Origin of the sequence: Photobacterium obscurum, from assembly GCF_026191635.1 — a bacterium.
Taxonomy (GTDB): Bacteria; Pseudomonadota; Gammaproteobacteria; order Enterobacterales; family Vibrionaceae; genus Photobacterium; species Photobacterium obscurum.
The window spans coordinates 16,211-34,643 of the sequence record NZ_JAKRRW010000034.1; the positions used below are offsets into that span (position 1 = coordinate 16,211).

At 43.5% G+C, this 18,433-nt stretch carries 17 protein-coding genes and 1 other RNA gene; 11 read left to right on the plus strand and 7 right to left on the minus strand.

The features are described 5' to 3' along the window. The first annotated feature begins 1 nt into the window (after window position 1). Together MD588_RS24575 and MD588_RS24580 are read left to right on the plus strand one after the other, a co-directional pair. On the plus strand, window positions 2-697 hold the full coding sequence (locus MD588_RS24575) for an abortive infection family protein (RefSeq protein WP_265700538.1): 696 nt from the start codon (window positions 2-4) through the stop codon (window positions 695-697). Further along, window positions 694-3,585: a type I restriction endonuclease subunit R gene (locus tag MD588_RS24580; protein ID WP_265700539.1), complete on the plus strand. Its 2,892-nt coding sequence runs from the start codon at window positions 694-696 to the stop codon at window positions 3,583-3,585. Before MD588_RS24575 ends, MD588_RS24580 begins: the two co-directional genes overlap by 4 nt. A 188-nt stretch (window positions 3,586-3,773) precedes the next feature. Here MD588_RS24580 and MD588_RS24585 read toward each other — a convergent pair whose 3' ends face one another. From MD588_RS24585 to smpB, 3 genes are all read right to left on the minus strand, one after another. Then, window positions 3,774-5,024, minus strand: coding sequence for an integrase domain-containing protein (locus MD588_RS24585; RefSeq protein ID WP_265700540.1), 1,251 nt, complete (start codon window positions 5,022-5,024; stop codon window positions 3,774-3,776). A 159-nt stretch (window positions 5,025-5,183) separates the two neighbouring features. After that, window positions 5,184-5,552, minus strand: a transfer-messenger RNA (tmRNA) gene (gene ssrA, locus MD588_RS24590). Between the two features lie 106 nt (window positions 5,553-5,658). Continuing rightward, window positions 5,659-6,141 carry an SsrA-binding protein SmpB gene (smpB, locus tag MD588_RS24595; RefSeq protein ID WP_265700542.1) on the minus strand — a complete coding sequence of 161 codons (483 nt, stop codon included), beginning with the start codon at window positions 6,139-6,141 and terminating at the stop codon, window positions 5,659-5,661. Window positions 6,142-6,367: 226 nt separating this feature from the next. On the opposite strand from smpB, the gene MD588_RS24600 reads away from it, so the two are divergent. After that, window positions 6,368-6,802: an SRPBCC family protein gene (locus MD588_RS24600; protein WP_265700543.1), complete on the plus strand. Its 435-nt coding sequence runs from the start codon at window positions 6,368-6,370 to the stop codon at window positions 6,800-6,802. Then, window positions 6,792-7,121 carry an RnfH family protein gene (locus MD588_RS24605; protein WP_265700544.1) on the plus strand — a complete coding sequence of 110 codons (330 nt, stop codon included), beginning with the start codon at window positions 6,792-6,794 and terminating at the stop codon, window positions 7,119-7,121. Before MD588_RS24600 ends, MD588_RS24605 begins: the two co-directional genes overlap by 11 nt. A gap of 69 nt (window positions 7,122-7,190) precedes the next feature. Here the strand turns inward: MD588_RS24605 and bamE are convergent, their stop codons facing one another. The 3 genes from bamE to nadK form a co-directional block, all read right to left on the minus strand. Then, a complete protein-coding gene (gene bamE, locus MD588_RS24610; RefSeq protein WP_265700545.1) occupies window positions 7,191-7,547 on the minus strand; it encodes an outer membrane protein assembly factor BamE in 357 nt (118 codons plus the stop codon). A 191-nt stretch (window positions 7,548-7,738) separates the two neighbouring features. Beyond that, window positions 7,739-9,406 (minus strand): DNA repair protein RecN, encoded by a 1,668-nt coding sequence (gene recN / locus MD588_RS24615; RefSeq protein WP_265700546.1) that lies wholly within the window; start codon window positions 9,404-9,406, stop codon window positions 7,739-7,741. A gap of 177 nt (window positions 9,407-9,583) precedes the next feature. After that, window positions 9,584-10,465, minus strand: coding sequence for an NAD(+) kinase (gene nadK / locus MD588_RS24620; protein WP_265700547.1), 882 nt, complete (start codon window positions 10,463-10,465; stop codon window positions 9,584-9,586). Window positions 10,466-10,662: 197 nt separating this feature from the next. Here nadK and grpE point away from each other — a divergent pair, with 197 nt between their 5' ends. The 3 genes from grpE (at window position 10,663) to dnaJ (ending at window position 14,652) form a co-directional block, all read left to right on the plus strand. Continuing rightward, the gene (gene grpE, locus MD588_RS24625; RefSeq protein WP_265700548.1) at window positions 10,663-11,283 is read left to right on the plus strand and encodes a nucleotide exchange factor GrpE; all 621 of its coding nucleotides are present in this window, start codon (window positions 10,663-10,665) and stop codon (window positions 11,281-11,283) included. A gap of 209 nt (window positions 11,284-11,492) precedes the next feature. Next, entirely contained in the window at window positions 11,493-13,418 is a 1,926-nt protein-coding gene (dnaK, locus tag MD588_RS24630) for a molecular chaperone DnaK (RefSeq protein WP_265700549.1), read from the plus strand. 88 nt (window positions 13,419-13,506) lie between these two features. Beyond that, entirely contained in the window at window positions 13,507-14,652 is a 1,146-nt protein-coding gene (gene dnaJ / locus MD588_RS24635; RefSeq protein WP_265700550.1) for a molecular chaperone DnaJ, read from the plus strand. Between the two features lie 111 nt (window positions 14,653-14,763). Here the strand turns inward: dnaJ and MD588_RS24640 are convergent, their stop codons facing one another. Continuing rightward, window positions 14,764-15,150: a type IV pilin protein gene (locus MD588_RS24640; protein ID WP_265700551.1), complete on the minus strand. Its 387-nt coding sequence runs from the start codon at window positions 15,148-15,150 to the stop codon at window positions 14,764-14,766. A 133-nt stretch (window positions 15,151-15,283) separates the two neighbouring features. On the opposite strand from MD588_RS24640, the gene MD588_RS24645 reads away from it, so the two are divergent. From MD588_RS24645 to MD588_RS24660, 4 genes are read left to right on the plus strand one after another with little or no spacing between them, the layout of a single operon-like run. Further along, the gene (locus MD588_RS24645; RefSeq protein WP_265700552.1) at window positions 15,284-15,829 is read left to right on the plus strand and encodes a pilus assembly FimT family protein; all 546 of its coding nucleotides are present in this window, start codon (window positions 15,284-15,286) and stop codon (window positions 15,827-15,829) included. Beyond that, window positions 15,807-16,412, plus strand: coding sequence for a PilW family protein (locus MD588_RS24650; protein WP_265700554.1), 606 nt, complete (start codon window positions 15,807-15,809; stop codon window positions 16,410-16,412). The genes MD588_RS24645 and MD588_RS24650 overlap by 23 nt, the downstream gene beginning before the upstream one ends. Beyond that, window positions 16,409-17,740 carry a hypothetical protein gene (locus tag MD588_RS24655; RefSeq protein WP_265700557.1) on the plus strand — a complete coding sequence of 444 codons (1,332 nt, stop codon included), beginning with the start codon at window positions 16,409-16,411 and terminating at the stop codon, window positions 17,738-17,740. Before MD588_RS24650 ends, MD588_RS24655 begins: the two co-directional genes overlap by 4 nt. After that, window positions 17,730-18,140, plus strand: a complete 411-nt coding sequence (locus MD588_RS24660) for a type IV pilus modification PilV family protein (protein ID WP_265700559.1) — start codon at window positions 17,730-17,732, stop codon at window positions 18,138-18,140. Before MD588_RS24655 ends, MD588_RS24660 begins: the two co-directional genes overlap by 11 nt. The last annotated feature ends 293 nt before the right edge of the window (window positions 18,141-18,433 follow it).

Sequence of the window (18,433 nt, forward strand, 5' to 3'; positions counted from 1 at the left end):
TATGGATAGCTTAAAAAATCTGATAGAGCAACATTTGCCAGATTTTCCAGATTTTGATTATTATTTACCTATTATAGAAAAGGCTGTGGTAAATCAAGAGCCACATCCTGACATTTGTATAGAATGTTGTACATCGTTAATACAAGGTCTTAGTAAGACTATAATTTCAAGGTTAGATCCTGTTGAGTATGAAAAAAAATTTAATAACAAAAGTAAAGATACTCAAGATTTAGTAAAACCTGCTTTGAAATTATTAGCTGAAGATATGAGTAATATAGAAGAGGACTTTATTAGAAAAGGAACATCACTAACAATAGCTATATCAACACTTAGAAATAAACGTGGTGATATTTCTCATGGAAAAGCAGTACCAAAGACCTTAAAAAGCAACATGGATCTTTCACGTATTGTTTTAGAAATGACGGAACCATTATTAAGGTTCATGCTTGCTAGTTTCTTTAGAATAAGTTATGAGCGATTAGATATAAGTGAAATAGATATCGATGAAGAAGCTGATCTTGATAAGATAAATTACAATGATAACGAAGAATTCAACGATTATCTTGATGAGGAATATCCTTACAACGGAAAGTTATTATATAGCCAAGCACTATATGAGCTCTACTACGAAGATTACTTAGTACAACTCGAAGAATATAACGATCAATTACTAGATGATGAAGGGAAGTGTGTATGAGCCAGTCAGAAGCAGAATTAGAACGACAATTAATAATCCAACTAACTGAACTGGGCTACGACAAAGTAATCATCACAAATGCCGAACAGTTAAAAGTTAACCTTAGGCGCCAGCTTGAAAAGCATAACAAATTGACGCTATCTGAGACAGAATTTTCACGTGTTCTCAATAAGCTAGACAAAGGTACTGTTTTTGATAAAGCGGAATTGTTACGCGAGCCAAAAATTCAAATAACAGGCGATGACGACACACCGATTTACTTGAACTTGCTCAATACTGAGCATTGGTGCCAGAATCAATACCAAGTAACGCACCAAATAAGCCAAGAAGGCACCTACAAAAACCGTTATGATGTCACGCTATTGATTAACGGCCTACCGCTTGTTCAAATTGAACTAAAACGCCGCGGCATGGAAATCAAAGAAGCCTTTAACCAGATAAACCGCTATCAGCGCCAATCTTTTTGGAGCGAACACGGCTTATTTCAGTTCGTACAACTGTTTGTGATATCAAATGGCGCCAATACTAAGTATTACGCCAACAATCGCCATCAAGACTTTAAGCAGACTTTTACCTGGTCGACGATGGACAATGAGCAAATTAACGAACTAGAGTTGTTTGCCGAAATCTTTTTAGAAAAGTGCCACCTTTCTAAAATGATTTGTAAATACATTGTGTTGCACCAATCAGATAAGATTCTAATGGCGCTGCGCCCGTATCAGTTTTATGCTGCTGAAGCGATTTATGAAAAAGTAAAAACTAGCGACCAAAACGGGTATATTTGGCATACCACGGGTTCCGGAAAAACACTGACGAGTTTTAAGACTGCGCAACTTATTTGTGAGTTACCGGAAGAAAAAGTCGCCAAAGTGATGTTTGTTGTAGACCGTGCCGACCTCGATTATCAAACGGCACTAGAGTTTAACTACTTTAGCGAAGGTTGTGTCGACGAAACTAAGAACACTCGCTCTCTCGTTCAACAAATGTCAGGCAATAACCGATTGATTGTCACCACTATTCAGAAACTTAATAACGCCATCACTAATGAGCGATATGGTGAAATCGAGACGCTAAAAAATCAGCCTGTGATCTTTATTTTTGATGAATGCCATCGATCCCAGTTCGGTACAACCCATAAAAATATCTGTGCTTTTTTCAATAAAGCTCAAATGTTTGGCTTTACGGGTACCCCGATATTAGAAGACAATGCCACTAAAAATGAACACGGAAAGCGCACCACTAAAGACCTTTTTGGTGAGCGATTGCACAGTTACTTGTTACCACATGCCATTGGGGATCAAAACGTTTTACGTTTTGCTGTCGAGTATTGGGGCAAATTAAAGCGTAAAGACGGTAGTTTGATTGATGAAGATAAAGCCGTTGCGTCAATTGATAAAAAAGAGTTTTTTGAAAGTGAAGATAGAATAAACAATATTGTGGATTGGGTTATCCATAATCATAATCGAAAAACTCATAACAAGCAGTTCTCTTCCATGATGTGTGTTAGCAGTGTTGATGCACTGAACACTTATTATGATTTGTTTAAACGTAAAAAAGAGGCCGGAGAGCACGATCTTCGAGTCGTCACTATTTTTACTTATTCCGCTAATGAAGAAGATATTGAAGCTGATGGCTTGATCGGTGAGCCTGATTTTGACATACCAGAAAATATGCATAGTCGGGATAAATTGGAAAGTTACATCGACGACTACAACAAGATGTACAAAACCAATCATAGTGCCAAAGATAGCAAAGGCTTTTATACCTATTACAAAGATATCGCCAAGCGAATGAAAGAGCGTGATAAGAAATCATTTAAAGATGAAGATCGTGCCGATATCTTGCTGGTTGTAAACATGTTTTTAACGGGCTTTGATGCTAAGAAATTGAACACCCTTTATGTTGACAAAAACTTAAAGCACCATGGTTTAATCCAGGCTTTTTCACGTACCAATCGTATTTTAGGTGAGCTTAAGTCACAAGGAAATATCATTTGTTTCAGGAATTTAAAGCCAAAAACAGATGAAGCCATTGCGCTATTTTCAAACAAAAATGCATCAGAAGTGGTTTTAATGGACCCTTATGATACTTATGTTGATAAATTTAATAAGGAAGTCAAAGAACTCGAGCTAATTACACCAACGCCTGCTGATGTCGACAAATTGTTGAGTGAAAAAGATCAAGTGCGCTTTATCCAAGCTTTTAGGGCACTAATGCGAACGCTCAACGTATTGAAATGCTTTACTGAGTTTGTTTTTGATGATCTGCTCATGGATGACGATACTTTTAGCAATTATAAAAGTAAGTACCTTGATCTTTACGAGAAAACTCGCTCAGAAGACAACGGTGACGGTGGCGATTCTATTCTTAACGATGTTGATTTTGAGTTGGAGCTAATCCACAAAGATAAAATCAATGTGGCTTATATTCTTGAATTGCTAGCTCAAGCTTATCAGGAATCACAATCTGGTGATGAGCAAATTAAAGCTCAAGGAGAAGAGAAACGCCGAGTGATTACCGATATGCTGCAGCAAGAAAGTCAATTGCGTAGTAAGCGAACATTAATTCAAAAATTTATTGAAGAGTACATGCCTACTCTTAAGCCCTCTCAGTCAATACAGAAAGAATTTGCTATTTACTGGGATGCGGAAAAGGAATCAGCAATTAATACTCTTTGTACTGAAGAGAAATTGAAAATTGATGCTTTAAAGCAGATGATCAGCGCTTATCTGTTCTCAGGAAAGATGCCATTACGCGATACAGTCTTTGATGCTATGGATGAAAAACCAAAGCTGTTACAACGTAAGAAGGTATTTGAGCGGATTTCTGAGAAAATCTTTGATTTCATTTCGACCTTTGAAGATGACATGGGTGACTTAGATATTTAATAGCAAGCGGGGTAAATTATCCCACTTGCTTAAAAAAGGGGGGGTATGTCAGGGCGAACGCACGAAAAATTAAAAATATCGCTTAATCAGCATGTTACAATTAAAGTGAACTTTTTAGTTCAGATGTAACCATTTGATGACAATGATCTTTGTGACGTTCATGCGTTTGCCCTGGGGGGTATGTGCTTTTAATTAGAATTAACAATAGAAAGAAGTGTCTTCGGTGCAGTTAGACTAAAGTTCCCAGTAGCAGCTTCATTAATGTGATTGCTCCACCATTCCATTATTTTTTTTCGCCTTTCTAGGTAGTCTGCGCGGTTGTAGGCGCGGCGAACTTCATTTTTGTCACAGTGAGCTAAGGCTGCTTCAATCACATCAGAATCGAAACCTTGCTCATTGAGAGTGGTACTTGCCAGCGCTCTTAGTCCATGGGACACCAGGCGACCACCAAAGCCCATACGTTTTAGCGCCATGTTAGCGGTTTGGTCATGGGTATGAGTTTGTGGGTTTCTATCAGATGGGAAGATGAATTCACGATGAGAGCTAATCGGTTTCATGACTTCCAGTAGTGCTAACGCCTGTTGGGTTAACGGTACGGCATGCTCTTTACGTTTCTTCATTCTCGTAGCAGGGATAACCCATAAAGCATTGTTGAAGTCGATTTCTTTCCATCGAGTTCCTGACGCTTCACTCGGACGAACCATCGTATGTAGCTGCCACTCAATAAGGCAACGAGTTGTGCGCTTTATGCTGGCATTGTTGATGGCCACCATAAGATCCGGAAGCTCCTCCGGCCTTAGTGTTGGCATATGCTTTTTCTTCGGAGCTTCAAAAGCTGCTTTAATGCCTATCAAGCGGTTAGCATCTACTAAACCAGTATTAACGGCATAAGTCATGATTTCGTTTAAACGCTGTGATAGCCGTTTAATGGTCTCTAAGTTGCCTTTGTGAGCTAAAGGCTTCATGGCATCAATAGCGTGCTGTGGGCGTAAATCATGAATTGGGATGGTCCCCAGAGTAGGGAAGATGTGCAGTTTTAATGAGCTCCAGATGTCGTCAGCATAGTCGGGTGTTACTTTTTTCTTTTTCAGCACAAACCAGTCTTTGGCGACGACTTCAAGCGTTGTTCTATGCTTTGCTGCTTGAGCTGAGGCTTTCTCTGCTTTGTGTTCTTTAGGATCGATGTTTTGAGTAAGGAGTTTTCGGGCTTCATCTCGTTGGGCTCTAGCTTCTGCGAGAGAGAGCGTCGGGTATACGCCAAAACTCAGGCTGGTACGTTTTTTGGTGTGGGGACGGTAGTAATCAAATAGCCATAGCTTGGAGCCGTTAGGCTTTACTCGCAGTGCAAGTCCTTGTCCATCAGAAAGGTTATAAACTTTTTCCCTGGGCTTAGCCTGTTTGATTTCAGTGTTGGTCAGTGGTTTAGTCGTCCTTGCCATAGTAGTACCAATCTGCTCACTTTTTGTCGGTACTACTAAGCGTACTACTAAAAATTGGAGCTGTCGATGACATCAAGAGACGTTAGGAGACGGATAAGTTGTTGATTTTGATATTGCAGAAAAGAAAAAAGACGTCCTAAGACGTCTTTTTCTTTGATTTGGTGGAGCTGGCGGGAGTTGAACCCGCGTCCAAAACCAGTCTAACCAGAGGCGCTACATGCTTAGTCAATCTTTATTCTCGTACCAACACTGCGAATTGACACGCTATGCTAATACATACCAGAATTCTATTTCGCGGTTCATCTCTCTAGTCAAAGATTCCCTCGCTATCTTGTTTGGGTTTGAACCCCTGTAATTCCCCGTCTTACAAGCGGAAGCTAGGGCAGGAGCGCTCTTAGCAGGGTATTAAGCTGCTAGTGCGTAGTTTTCGTCGTTTGCGACTATTTTTTTGCGGCTTTTTACGTGGCCAACCGCCCCACGGCATGCTCCCAAAGCCTTCGTGATCCTGTCGAATCCTAAATCAGCCCCAGAGTTCGATCGATGTTATCAGAAAATTGGCTAGCGTCAATATAAAACCCTGCTTGCCGAGTGCTTATGGAGAAAAATCCATCACTTAGCAAGCCAAGGCATTATTTTAGCGCATACTTTGCTTCATGATACGCTGCTTGTCGCGCTGCCAATCTTTCTGTTTGGAGTCGGCGCGCTTATCATGCAGCTTCTTACCACGAGCTGTCCCTACTTTTAGTTTAACCCATGAACCCTTCCAATACATGGAAAGTGCCACTATGGTCTGGCCTTCACGGTTGACCGCTCCTAACAGTTTGTCTATCTCACGACGGTTAAGCAGCAGCTTACGGGTACGGGTTGGATCCGCGACAACATGGGTTGAAGCAGCGTTGAGAGGGGTGATGGTAACCCCGGAAATGAATGCTTCGCCATTACGTAGGAAAACATAGCTCTCAGAAATGTTGACCTTACCAGAGCGGATGGCTTTCACTTCCCAACCTTGTAGCTCAAGGCCGGCTTCAAATTCATCTTGAATCGCAAATTCATGACGGGCAGATTTGTTTTTAGCGATGGTATTGCTACCTGGCTTGCTTGGTTTCTTCTTGGCCATAATTACTCGTTTCTATCTGTTGCAGTCCCAAGACGACGGATTTATCGCTTGGTCGAAGTGCGAAAATCGTTGTAGTTATTTGCTAACTTTATGTATACGAATTTGCACGGATTTTGGCTGTACGCTGAGTAATGGTATCATTGGCCAACCTCTTCTCATAGATTTTGCTGTTTATCTATGTAAATACTTGTGGGTTGAGGCACTTATGATGGGTAAAGGAGAAACTATGCCTCAGATTAGTCGCTCTGCACTGGTACCTTTTAGTGCAAAGAAAATGTTTGAACTTGTTAATGATGTTGAGTCTTACCCGGCTTTTTTGCCTGGTTGTTCAGGGACCAAGATCATAGAAAGTTCTGATGAGCATATGATGGCATCTGTCGATGTTTCCAAAGCTGGAATTAAAAAAACCTTTGTCACTCGAAATCAATTGGTCGGAGTCAATAAGATTGACATGCAGCTGGTCGAGGGACCTTTTCAACGTCTGGTCGGCGGCTGGCATTTTACCGAGCTTGATGCCGAGGCTTGCAAGGTCGAATTGAAGCTGGATTTTGAATTTACCAATGGTTTGGTGGAAGCGGCTTTTGGCAAGGTGTTCCGCGATCTGACGAACAACATGGTTAATGCATTTACCCAAAGAGCTAAAGAAATCTATGAATTCTGACGAAACGCTAATTCATGTTGAGGTGGTATATGCATTGCCTCAAGCCCAGAAAGTGATCAAACTGGCGATCACGCCAGATACTCAGGTGCATGAAATTATAGAGCAGTCCGGTGTGCTGGAGCTATACCCTGAAATTGACCTGAAGAAAAATAAGGTTGGCGTCTACAGTCGTAACGTGAAGCTTGATGCGACGGTACGAGATGGTGACCGAATTGAGATTTACCGCCCGCTGCTCGCTGATCCCAAAGAGATCCGCCGTAAGCGTGCTGAGCAGGCCAAGCAAGAGGCTTTGGATGCCAAAGCAGCTCAGAAAGGCTAGAAGGTCGGCACGGTAAGTCGTTAAAGTATGCATAAAAAAAGCTCGCAGATGCGAGCTTTTTTGTGGGCATTAATTAATTGGGGCGGTAAAGTTCGGACCGGCCTGATAATCCCCAGATAGGCCAGTAAGCAGGTTCTGAGCATCAAAAGTTAAGATTAAATTCTTTTGCTCTGGCTTGTCATGGCCTGGCTTGTGGTAATACACGTAGTACCAAGTGTTAGGGTACTCAGGCTCAACTAGCATTGGCGAGCCTAGAACATAACTTACCTGTTCTTTGTTCATACCATATCGAAGGGTGTTGATATCTTTTTGATCAAGGTAGTTTCCCTGATTGATATCGATTCGATAAACCAGTCTTTCAACGACTGAGCAGCCACCTAACAAACTTAGCGCTAATGTTAGTGCAGCAATGTTTTTCAGACTCATAGCATCCCGGCAAATTCGCTTATACTGCTGCGATGATAAACAAGCTCTCGGCAGAAGTAAAAAGCGGTTAAGAAAAAAACTGTATTTGAGACTGCTGTACAACCAATTAGTTGCAGTCACGGTTAAGTTTATTTCATAAACACCAAACAGAACAACAATCTGATTGGCTCAGATTATTATTCTATGTGGCTTTAAGCTGCAAACAGCAGTTCTTTCGCGTTCGCCAGGGTGCGATCGGTGATCTCGCTACCGCCCAGCAGGCGAGCTAATTCATTTACTCGGGCTTCTTCTGTTAGCGGGTACATATTGGTTTCGGTTTGTCCTTTGCTGGACTTCTTCGCCACGAACATCTGCTGGTGGCCGCAACCGGCAACCTGGGGTAAGTGAGTGACACACATAACCTGAGTGGACTCGCCGAGAGTTCGCAGCATTTTGCCAACGATAGCAGCGGTCGGGCCACTGATACCGACATCGACTTCATCGAAAATCAGGCTAGGGGTTTCAACTTTCTGAGCGGTGATCACCTGGATTGCCAGAGATATTCGGGAAAGTTCGCCGCCCGATGCGACTTTGCCTAGCGGTTGCAATGGCTGGCCCGGGTTGGTGGAAACCAAGAAGGTAATGTTGTCAAAGCCTAATGGGCTTAACATACCTTCGGCATCACTTTGGATATCAATTTTGAAGATCCCGTTCTCCATGCTCAACTCGTGCATGCTGTCGGAAATCTTTTTGTCCAGTTCTTTGGCATAACGTTGGCGGCTTTTGCTCAATTTCTCTGCTGCGGCAAGGAATTTCTGACGCTGGCATTCTACCTGATCTGCCATATCTTCAAGTCGCTCGTCGCTGCAGTCTAGTTCATCCAGCTCTTTAAGCAGGTCTTGGTGCTTGTTATAGAGTTCGTCAGGCATCACATAATGCTTACGTGCCAGAGACATGATCTTGGCTAGGCGCTCTTCAAGATAGATCAGGCGTTGTGGATCCATATCTAAGTTATCGAGATAGCAACGCAGTTCCTGGCTGGCTTCCTGCACTTGGATAATGGCCTCATCCAGCATTTCAGGTATAGCACTGAGATTGCTGTCTAGCTCACCTAAACTGATCACTTGCTGGCTTGCCATCTGCAATAGCTGCAGGGCGTTGCCTTCGTCGCTGTCATACAGAACAGCAAGGGCAGATTGGCTCGAGACGGCAAGCTCCCCACTGTTTGACAGACGCTTGTGCTCTTCTTCTATTTCGGCAAATTCTTCTTCGCCAAGAGCAAGCTCATTGAGTTCTTTTACTTGATATTGGATCAGTTGTTTCTGAGCTTCATTTTCCTCTCGGTTTTGGGTGAGACGTTTAAGCTCATTGTTAGCTTGGCGCCAGATTTGATAGGCCTTGCGGGTTTTTTCCATTAGTAGGTGGTGACCGGCATACTGATCAAGCATTTGTTGCTGGTATTCGGCACGCATTAGCTGCTGATGGGCATGCTGACCATGGATATTGATCAGAAGTTGGCCAAGTGCTTTTTGTTGTGAGGCCGGTACTGGACTACCGTTAATAAAGCCTCGGGAACGGCCTTCTTTGGTGATCACCCGACGTAGGATGCACTCTTCACCGTCAACCAATTCGTTGTCTTCAAGCCAGCGACGGGCTGATTGGTTGTTTTGTAGCGAAAAGGCGGCTGAAATTTCAGCTTTGTCTTCATTTGGTCGAACCATCCCGGCATCAGCGCGATCCCCTAAACATAAACCGAGCGCGTCGATAGCAATAGATTTACCGGCACCCGTTTCACCAGTAATGGTCGTCATTCCTGATTTCAGTTCAAATTCAAGGTTTTTGACAATAGCAAAATTAGAGATCGTCATATGAGCTAGCATGTGTTCACCTGTTTAAATCAACACCTGTTTTTTCATACAGTATATACTGTATCTACATACAGTAAAGTGCTGGGGTGATTTTTTGATGAGAAAAATTGATTTTGGTTAAGGTTATGAATTGATAGAACAAAAAAGCCAGCATAGTGCTGGCTTAGAAATAGGAATGGGTGGTGAAATTTAGAACAGTTTGCTTGACCAGCCGAGTTTTCCGCGCAGAACGTTATAGTAGCTATAGTTCTTCGGATGGATCAGTTTTAGTTGATTTGGGCTCTGGTAAATGTGGATCTCGTCGCCGGGACTGACTGGCAGAGAAACTTGACCGTCACAGCTGACTTCAAGGGTGCTGCCGTTGGTTGGCGAAACGAGCAGTTTAATCCGGCTATTACCGTCGACGACTAATGGACGGCATGACAGTGTATGCGGAAACATCGGTACCAGAGAAATTGCATTCAGGCGGGACGATAAAATCGGGCCGCCACCTGATAACGAATAGGCCGTTGAGCCGGTCGGGGTCGATATGATCAGGCCATCAGAGCGCTGCGAGAAGGCGAAGGTATCATCAATATAGACCTCAAACTCAATCATATGGGCGATCTTGTCTGGGTGCAGTACTGCCTCGTTCAGGGCTGCATTACGGCTTTTGATCTGGCCATGTCGATGGACTTCGGCTTCTAACAGAAAGCGCTGTTCGGTGATGAAGTCACCTTCCAGCACCCGCTCAAGCTCAGAGTCAAAGGCATCGGGATCAAGATCGGTCAGAAAACCAAGGTTGCCACGGTTTACGCCGATCACTGCTACATCAAAACGGGATAATACCCGGGCGGCACCGAGCATGTTGCCATCGCCACCGACGACAATGGCCAGGTTGGCTTTATCGCCAATCGTTAACAGATCACATAATGATGTTTTCGGAACATCCAGTTCATTAGCGAGACGATGATCGACCAATACCTCGTAGCCTTTGGCGATCAGCCAGTCATAGAGGCTTTTATGCGTTTGCAGGGCGTCAGGGTTTCTCGGTTTACCAATTAACGCGATTGTCTGAAAAATGCGCTTCATGTCCTTGATCCGACAAATGATAGAGGAGCCAGTATAGCTCTAGGATTAGACACTTGTCGCGCTTTGTGAGTGATCTCGGCTTGAATCATTGAACTTCATCCCCATAATATGCGCATGAACGTTTTTTCTGGGTGAAAGCTGTGTATTTTTTTTCACCCAATCGACGAACAATATTATCTTGGCGGAGAAGCATACGCATGAGTAACGAAGAGAAAAAAGTACAGGACGAACAGCTGCAGCAAGAGACTGTAGAAGCTGCTGAAACTGAATCTGCTGAGGAAGAAGTAGTAGAAATGACAGCAGAAGAGCTTCAGGCTGCACGTATTGCAGAGCTTGAAGCGGCACTGCTGACAAGCGAAGCAAAAGTACGAGAGCAGCAAGACAGTGTATTGCGTGCTCGCGCGGACATCGAGAATATGCGCCGTCGTACTGAGCAAGAAATCGACAAGGCGCGTAAATTCGCCCTGAACAAGTTTGCTGAAGAGCTACTGCCAGTTATCGATAACATGGAACGTGCTATCGAGATGTCTGACAAAAGTGATGAAGCGATCAAGCCTATGCTTGAAGGTGTCGAGCTGACACTAAAAACCATGACAGACACGGTTGAGAAGTTTGGTCTGAAGCAAATCAACCCGATGGGTGAAGCCTTTAATCCTGAGTTCCACCAGGCAATGTCGATTCAGGAAAGCACTGAATTTGCACCTAACACGGTTATGATGGTAATGCAGAAAGGCTACGAGCTGAACGGCCGTGTAGTACGTCCAGCGATGGTTATGGTCTCTAAAGCTGCTGCAGGTAACGTAGATACTCAAGCATAAGCTTGGCTGCAAGATTCTGAAAACCCGCGATAGAGGCGGGTTTTTTATTTTTTTAATTTTTTTTCGATGTTGCCCTTGAAAACAAAATGACTGCCCTTATCTAGTAGTCATACGACATCGTAAATTAATTTCTGCGGTTGAGTCCGCACCGCTTGTCCCTATATTTTGGGACTGGCCAGTAGAACTAAACGAATTTCGGAGAAAGCCTGATGGGTAAAATCATTGGTATTGACTTGGGTACAACTAACTCTTGTGTAGCAGTACTTGATGGTGAAAAACCACGTGTAATTGAAAATGCAGAGGGTGAGCGTACAACGGCATCTGTTATCGCTTACACCCAAGATGGTGAAACATTAGTTGGTCAGCCAGCTAAGCGTCAGGCGGTAACAAACCCTGAAAACACACTATTCGCTATCAAGCGTCTGATCGGTCGTCGTTTTGAAGACGAAGAAGTACAGCGCGATATCGAAATCATGCCTTTCAAAATTGTTAAGGCTGACAACGGCGATGCATGGGTTGAAGCAAAAGGCCAGAAAATGGCGGCTCCTCAGGTATCTGCTGAAGTTCTTAAGAAAATGAAGAAAACTGCAGAAGACTTCCTTGGTGAGGAAGTAACTGGCGCAGTTGTAACAGTTCCTGCTTACTTCAACGATGCACAGCGTCAGGCAACTAAAGATGCTGGCCGTATTGCAGGTCTTGAAGTTAAACGTATCATCAACGAACCAACAGCAGCTGCACTGGCTTACGGTCTTGACAAGCAAGGCGGCGATCGCACTATCGCTGTTTACGACCTTGGTGGTGGTACTTTCGATATCTCAATCATCGAAATCGATGAAGTTGAAGGCGAGAAAACATTTGAAGTTCTAGCAACTAACGGTGACACACACCTTGGTGGTGAAGACTTCGATAACCGCATGATCAACTACTTGGTAGAAGAGTTCAACAAAGAGCAAGGTATCAACCTTAAGAACGATCCTCTTGCAATGCAGCGTGTTAAAGAAGCCGCTGAAAAAGCGAAGATTGAACTATCTTCTGCACAGCAGACTGACGTAAATCTACCTTACGTAACGGCTGATGCGACTGGTCCTAAGCACATGAACATCAAAGTGACTCGTGCGAAGCTTGAGTCTCTGGTTGAAGATCTAGTTCAGCGCTCTCTTGAGCCACTAAAAGTTGCTCTAGCGGATGCAGACCTATCTGTAGGCGATATCACTGACGTAATCCTTGTTGGTGGCCAGACTCGTATGCCAATGGTTCAGGCTAAAGTATCTGAATTCTTCGGTAAAGAACCACGTAAAGACGTGAACCCAGATGAAGCAGTCGCTGTTGGTGCTGCAGTTCAGGGTGGCGTTCTTGCTGGTGACGTGAAAGACGTTCTTCTACTAGACGTTACTCCACTATCTCTTGGTATTGAAACCATGGGTGGCGTGATGACTAAGCTTATCGAGAAGAACACCACGATCCCAACAAAAGCGAACCAGGTATTCTCGACTGCAGAAGATAACCAGAACGCGGTAACTATCCATGTTCTACAGGGTGAGCGTAAACAAGCGAACTACAACAAGTCTCTTGGTCAGTTCAACCTTGAAGGTATCCAGGCTGCACCACGCGGTATGCCTCAAATCGAAGTAACTTTCGATCTTGATGCGGATGGTATCCTTCACGTATCTGCAAAAGATAAGAGTACAGGTAAAGAGCAGAAGATCACTATCCAAGCTTCTGGCGGCCTGAGCGACGAAGATATCGAGAAAATGGTACAAGAAGCAGAAGCTAACAAAGAAGCGGACAAGAAGTTCGAAGAGTTGGTAACTGCACGTAACCAAGCTGACCAGCTAGTTCACGGTACACGTAAGCAAATCGAAGAAGCGGGCGAAGCACTTCCTGCAGACGAGAAAGAGAAAATCGAAGCCGCTGTTTCTGAACTAGAAGAAGCACGTAAAGGCGAAGATAAAGAAGCGATCGACGCGAAAGTTCAAGCGCTAATCGCAGCTTCTCAGAAGCTAATGGAAATCGCTCAGCAGCAAGCTCAGGCTCAGCAGGCGCAAGCTGGTGCGGGTGAAGGCGAGCAACAAGCACAGCAAGACGACAATGTTGTTGACGCTGAGTTCGAAGAAGTTAAAGACGACAAAAAATAAGATAGTTAATTCATAATCTTATTTTCGGACGGGCGTTGGAGGAATACTCCTGCGCCCGTAGCTGTATTAAGGCAGGTGACAATCAAGTATGTCAAAACGTGACTTTTACGAAGTTCTAGGCGTTGGCCGTGAAGCGTCAGAACGTGAAATTAAAAAGGCCTATAAGCGCCTTGCGATGAAGTTTCACCCCGACCGTAATCAGGGTGATGAGCAGGCTGCAGAAAAATTCAAAGAAGTTAAGACCGCTTATGAGATCCTGACTGATCCGCAGAAGAAAGCGGCTTATGATCAGTACGGTCACGCTGCCTTTGAACAAGGCGGTATGGGCGGCGGCGGCGGCTTTGGCGGCGGTGCTGACTTCGGTGATATCTTCGGCGATGTGTTCGGTGATATCTTCGGTGGCGGCGGTGCTCGTCGTGGCGGCCAGCAGCGTGCACAGCGTGGTGCCGACTTGCGTTACAACATGGAACTGACTCTTGAAGAAGCAGTACGTGGTTGTTCGAAAGAAATTCGTGTGCCAACCTTAGTTGGTTGTGATGTCTGTGATGGTTCCGGCGCGAAGAAAGGCACGTCAGCGACGACTTGTGGTACCTGTCATGGTCAAGGTCAGGTGCAGATGCGTCAGGGCTTCTTTGCTGTACAGCAAACCTGTCCGCACTGTCATGGTCGCGGCAAGATCATCAAAGAGCCTTGTGGTACCTGTCACGGTCAAGGCCGTAAAGAAGAAACCAAGACTCTGTCTGTGAAGATCCCGGCTGGCGTAGATACGGGTGATCGTATTCGTCTGTCAGGTGAAGGTGAAGCCGGAGAATTCGGTGCACCTGCAGGTGATCTGTACGTACAGGTTCATGTTGCCCAGCACAACATTTTTGAGCGTGATGGCAATAACCTTTACTGCGAAGTACCTGTTAGCTTTACGATGGCTGCGCTAGGCGGGGAAGTTGAAGTTCCAACCTTAGATGGCCGCGTAAACCTGAAAGTACCATCAGAAACTCAAACTGGCCGCATGTTCCGTATGCGTGGCAAGGGTGTTAAATCTGTTCGCGGTGGTGCGATCGGTGATCTTATTTGTAAGCTGGTCGTTGAAACACCAGTGAACCTAAGCTCACGCCAGAAAGAGCTTCTGCAAGAACTGGAAGATACTTTAGGTGGCTCTGCTGCAAAGAAGCACAAGCCAAAGTCTGAAGGTTTCTTCGATGGTGTGAAGAAGTTCTTTGATGATTTGACAGGTTAATTCCCTGTTCAATAGCATTAAAAAAGCCGGCGAAAGTCGGCTTTTTTTATGTTTCCAACAAATTAAAAGTTAGCTAAAAATATGGCTGAAAACATTGTTGGAAATCCTATTTTAATTCCAGCAATCTGCTGGTTCGGTTTGTCCGGTGTTTTGTATTGTTAGATCTGCACAGGAATCATTAAGCTGGCCGTTTCGTCTGGCTGCTGTAATGGTGTAGCTGCTCTTCGTCGCTGTAATTGAATAGTTATAACGATCACCACTTGTGTCACAACTTGGGCAAAGAGTTGCCACAGTATTATTTGTATCGTTATAAACATGCCCCTGAGTTCGCATTTCTTCTAAAGCGAGCTGAATCGTAATTAGATCCCCCATCGCATTGTTTCGATGGCTCTTCAAGACATGTGACTGATAAGAAGGATAAGCAATAGCGGTAAGTACGCCAATGATTGCTACGACTATCATCAATTCGATCAGAGTCACGCCTTTCTGCTTGTTCATGGGTTGTAGCCTCTCATTTATTCGAGCTAACTCGATAACTTTTTTATTCGAACCATCGACATTTTGCTGTGGTGGTAACATATGAATCAAGTTGATATTGAGCTGTAAGGCTTTTTACAAAGGGAATTGGGGAATGGCTCGCGAAACAACGGATAGGTTACATTTCATATACAGCAATCAGCGGAAGGTTTGTGGGTTTACTTTATTAGAGCTGATGATTGTTATCACCGTGATGATGGTTTTGGCTACCGCTGCAGCACCTTCCTTTAGTGCTTTAATTGAGAGTAATAAGGTAAAGCGATTAGCAACAGAGATTGAGTGGTTGTTGGTGCAGGCAAAGTCAGAATCGGTATTGAGAGGACTTGCTGTGATGGTACAGCCAAAAACAATGGCGGGCACTTCAGCAGCAGCGAGTTCTTCACCATGGAGTATTGAAGCCACACTATCAAATGGGACGGTACTAGGTAAGGTATCTAGTGCAGATTTTCCATCAATTAAAATTTATGAAAATTTCTCTACGCTGGGTTTTGATAGCCTTACTGGCCGTCCTAATAAAGATGGACACTTTGGTTTTTTTGCTGATTCAAGCAAAATGGTTAGGGTTGAAGTAAGGAAAATGACTGGACGCTTAGTTTCTTGCAGTGATGGGGGGGCATATGGTTATACACAATGTCCGTAATATTAACGGCTTTAGCCTTATTGAATTATTGATTGCTTCTGCTATTGGATTATTAGCGCTGGCGGTTGTCGGTAGTGTTTTTATTAATGGCTATTCTTTTGCTTCACAGCGTTCATTGCAGTTGATGTTAGCACAAGATACCAACGATGTTCTTCGAATGATAAAAGAGGATATTCTTCGGGCTGGATTTGCATCAGGAGCATCTTCCAGTTTTATTATTAGTGGTGCAACGAAAACAATTTATCTTAACTCCCCATCGGCAGGAAACCCGACATGTATCGCATACGGATATGATGATGGAACGAATCAGCACTACCGGTCATATTATCGAGATAATCAAACATTGCGTCTGAGGTCAACTAAGTCATCAGTACTAACGACTGCAGGAGCTTGTATGGGCGGTCAATCGACTTTAAATGAGAATCAAATAAAAGTGACTAAGTTTGAAGTGCTGGAAAGTGTCTTGAGTTCAGCGAAAGCGACAAGTCAATACCTGACTATTAATTTAGAGGTGGCCACGTTAGATGATAGTGTTTCGTCAGCGAAGTCAGTCCAAGTGAAAACAAGGAATTGGAATGGATGAAAAAGCAGCAGGGTTTAGCGACGTTATTAATCACGTCGATGCTTCTAATTGCAGCACTCATATTTTCACTGGCTTCTTATAAAAATGTGTTTTATCAGATAAAGCGAGCGCAGAATGAAGTGTTAGCTAGGCAAGCTCATTGGCTGGCTGAGGGTGGAGTGGAATGTGCGTTTGCAGAAATGAATGCATCAGGTCATATAGCTAATGACCCTGCTTATTTGAACACTTGTAGTAATGACCTTGCGAAAACGACTGTTAGTTTTTTATTTCCCTCAAGCAATCAGGTTAAAATTATTTCAGAAGGCTCTCCCGACTCAGTTGTGAAATCAATTGTCGCAAATACAGCTATGTTTAGTGAAGGGATAAACAGTACGATTAAGATGAATGCTTCTGTACTTGAACTTACGGGGTCTCAGCACTTTGTCCCAAACCCAGCAGAAATTGTTACTAATTCTGACCATTTCGCTTGTAAGTCTGTTGTGACAAGTGGAATTGTCAGTTATGTCGGTAGTACAAGTGGCACGGACGAACACTTTTTAACAACGGATAGTACAGTTAGTCACCATGGTGGAGGTCCGGAAGGCGCAGTCACATTTACTTGTGATAGTAGCTATCGTTCTAACTTGTTTGACACAACGAATATCCCTGATGGGTTTGTTATGGGTGATTTAGTCAAGGGACAGGATATTATCGAAAATACCGAGGTAGATGTATTTAAGGATATCTTTGGTGTCGCTCATACGGAATGGAAAACAGTTCGAAGTGAGATTGCACAAGATCCAAAGGGAGACATTATTGGTCCAAATACAGTCGACGGGAAGGGGGGAGATATAATTACTGCGAAAGGATGGGTTTCAGGGTGCTCGCAGTTAGTGGAAGCATCTTTCCTTGCTGGAAATAAAAAGATTTGGGTAGATGGCTCATGTGCATTAGGCGCTAATATATTTGGCGGGGTTGTTTCTGATAAGTCGATACTGCTAGTGATTCATGATGGTTTTGTTGAGTTTAATGCTGCGGGGGCATTCAATGGGTTGTTATATCAATATGCGTCGGCAGTACTCGATGCAAAATCAATATGGGAAGATCGAGTTGATAACATAAGCGTTCCTGTCAAAGCATTTAATAAATCGGATATCGAACCTGATTTTTTAAATGTGAGCTTTTTTGTCAATGGTTCAACTTATATTGATGGAGCCATTGGTATTGATGCATCTGAACGAACCGTTAGGATCAATGGCTCTATCATTCCTTCATACAATGCTGATAAATCAAGTGAGTTTATTAATGGAAAATTAACTTGGATTGAGGGGACCTGGTATGACTTCTAATCAGACTGGATTTAGCTTGATTGAGGTGCTTATTTCATTTGTTGTACTCACTGTTGGTGTTTTGGGGTTAATAAAGCTTCAAACCTATATGGCAGTTAAATCTGAGAATGCACTGCATAGTATAGATGCTCTGTATCTAGCAGAAGATAAACTGGAATACTTTCGCACGAGATCGCAAAGTGCAGCAACTGGCACAATACTGCATAGTTCAATTGAGGATTCGACTGAGACTCTATCGATGGCTGGACAGACAGTGACTAGAGAAGTGAAGGTAGATAATGATACCCCTGTAGTAGGTGCCAAAAAGATTAATGTGAAAGTCAGTTGGACAGATCGATGGAATAACTCTCAGTCAGTGGCTTTAGATACCGTTATCTCTAAATATAGTGAGTTCGATTAGCCGACTTAGAACTGTGTTGTTGGTGGTGTTCTATACGGAGTCTGTTATTTTGATTAAACTTTGAGCAGTTGTCGTTTTTCTTAAAAAAAACTGTTGCCTCTGAGAAATATCTCCCTATAATTCGCTTCCGTTGTCACGACAAACTACTCGTTAGATAGATGAGACAACAACGTTCTTTAACAATTTGACCATGCAATCTGTGTGGGCACTCGTGAAATGATTAGTCAAAAGATTTATCAATGAACTGAGTGACCAATACAATTTAAGTTTACTGCTTCGGTAGTGAAAATAAG

What these genes read in the sequence shown, in the direction of transcription:
- MD588_RS24575 (WP_265700538.1), top strand. Translation starts at nt 2, where the DNA reads ATGGATAGCTTAAAAAATCTGATAGAGCAACATTTGCCAGATTTTCCA.
- MD588_RS24580 (WP_265700539.1), top strand. Translation starts at nt 694, where the DNA reads ATGAGCCAGTCAGAAGCAGAATTAGAACGACAATTAATAATCCAACTA.
- MD588_RS24585 (WP_265700540.1), bottom strand. Translation starts at nt 5,024, where the DNA reads ATGGCAAGGACGACTAAACCACTGACCAACACTGAAATCAAACAGGCT.
- smpB (WP_265700542.1), bottom strand. Translation starts at nt 6,141, where the DNA reads ATGGCCAAGAAGAAACCAAGCAAGCCAGGTAGCAATACCATCGCTAAA.
- MD588_RS24600 (WP_265700543.1), top strand. Translation starts at nt 6,368, where the DNA reads ATGCCTCAGATTAGTCGCTCTGCACTGGTACCTTTTAGTGCAAAGAAA.
- MD588_RS24605 (WP_265700544.1), top strand. Translation starts at nt 6,792, where the DNA reads ATGAATTCTGACGAAACGCTAATTCATGTTGAGGTGGTATATGCATTG.
- bamE (WP_265700545.1), bottom strand. Translation starts at nt 7,547, where the DNA reads ATGAGTCTGAAAAACATTGCTGCACTAACATTAGCGCTAAGTTTGTTA.
- recN (WP_265700546.1), bottom strand. Translation starts at nt 9,406, where the DNA reads ATGCTAGCTCATATGACGATCTCTAATTTTGCTATTGTCAAAAACCTT.
- nadK (WP_265700547.1), bottom strand. Translation starts at nt 10,465, where the DNA reads ATGAAGCGCATTTTTCAGACAATCGCGTTAATTGGTAAACCGAGAAAC.
- grpE (WP_265700548.1), top strand. Translation starts at nt 10,663, where the DNA reads ATGAGTAACGAAGAGAAAAAAGTACAGGACGAACAGCTGCAGCAAGAG.
- dnaK (WP_265700549.1), top strand. Translation starts at nt 11,493, where the DNA reads ATGGGTAAAATCATTGGTATTGACTTGGGTACAACTAACTCTTGTGTA.
- dnaJ (WP_265700550.1), top strand. Translation starts at nt 13,507, where the DNA reads ATGTCAAAACGTGACTTTTACGAAGTTCTAGGCGTTGGCCGTGAAGCG.
- MD588_RS24640 (WP_265700551.1), bottom strand. Translation starts at nt 15,150, where the DNA reads ATGAACAAGCAGAAAGGCGTGACTCTGATCGAATTGATGATAGTCGTA.
- MD588_RS24645 (WP_265700552.1), top strand. Translation starts at nt 15,284, where the DNA reads ATGGCTCGCGAAACAACGGATAGGTTACATTTCATATACAGCAATCAG.
- MD588_RS24650 (WP_265700554.1), top strand. Translation starts at nt 15,807, where the DNA reads ATGGTTATACACAATGTCCGTAATATTAACGGCTTTAGCCTTATTGAA.
- MD588_RS24655 (WP_265700557.1), top strand. Translation starts at nt 16,409, where the DNA reads ATGAAAAAGCAGCAGGGTTTAGCGACGTTATTAATCACGTCGATGCTT.
- MD588_RS24660 (WP_265700559.1), top strand. Translation starts at nt 17,730, where the DNA reads ATGACTTCTAATCAGACTGGATTTAGCTTGATTGAGGTGCTTATTTCA.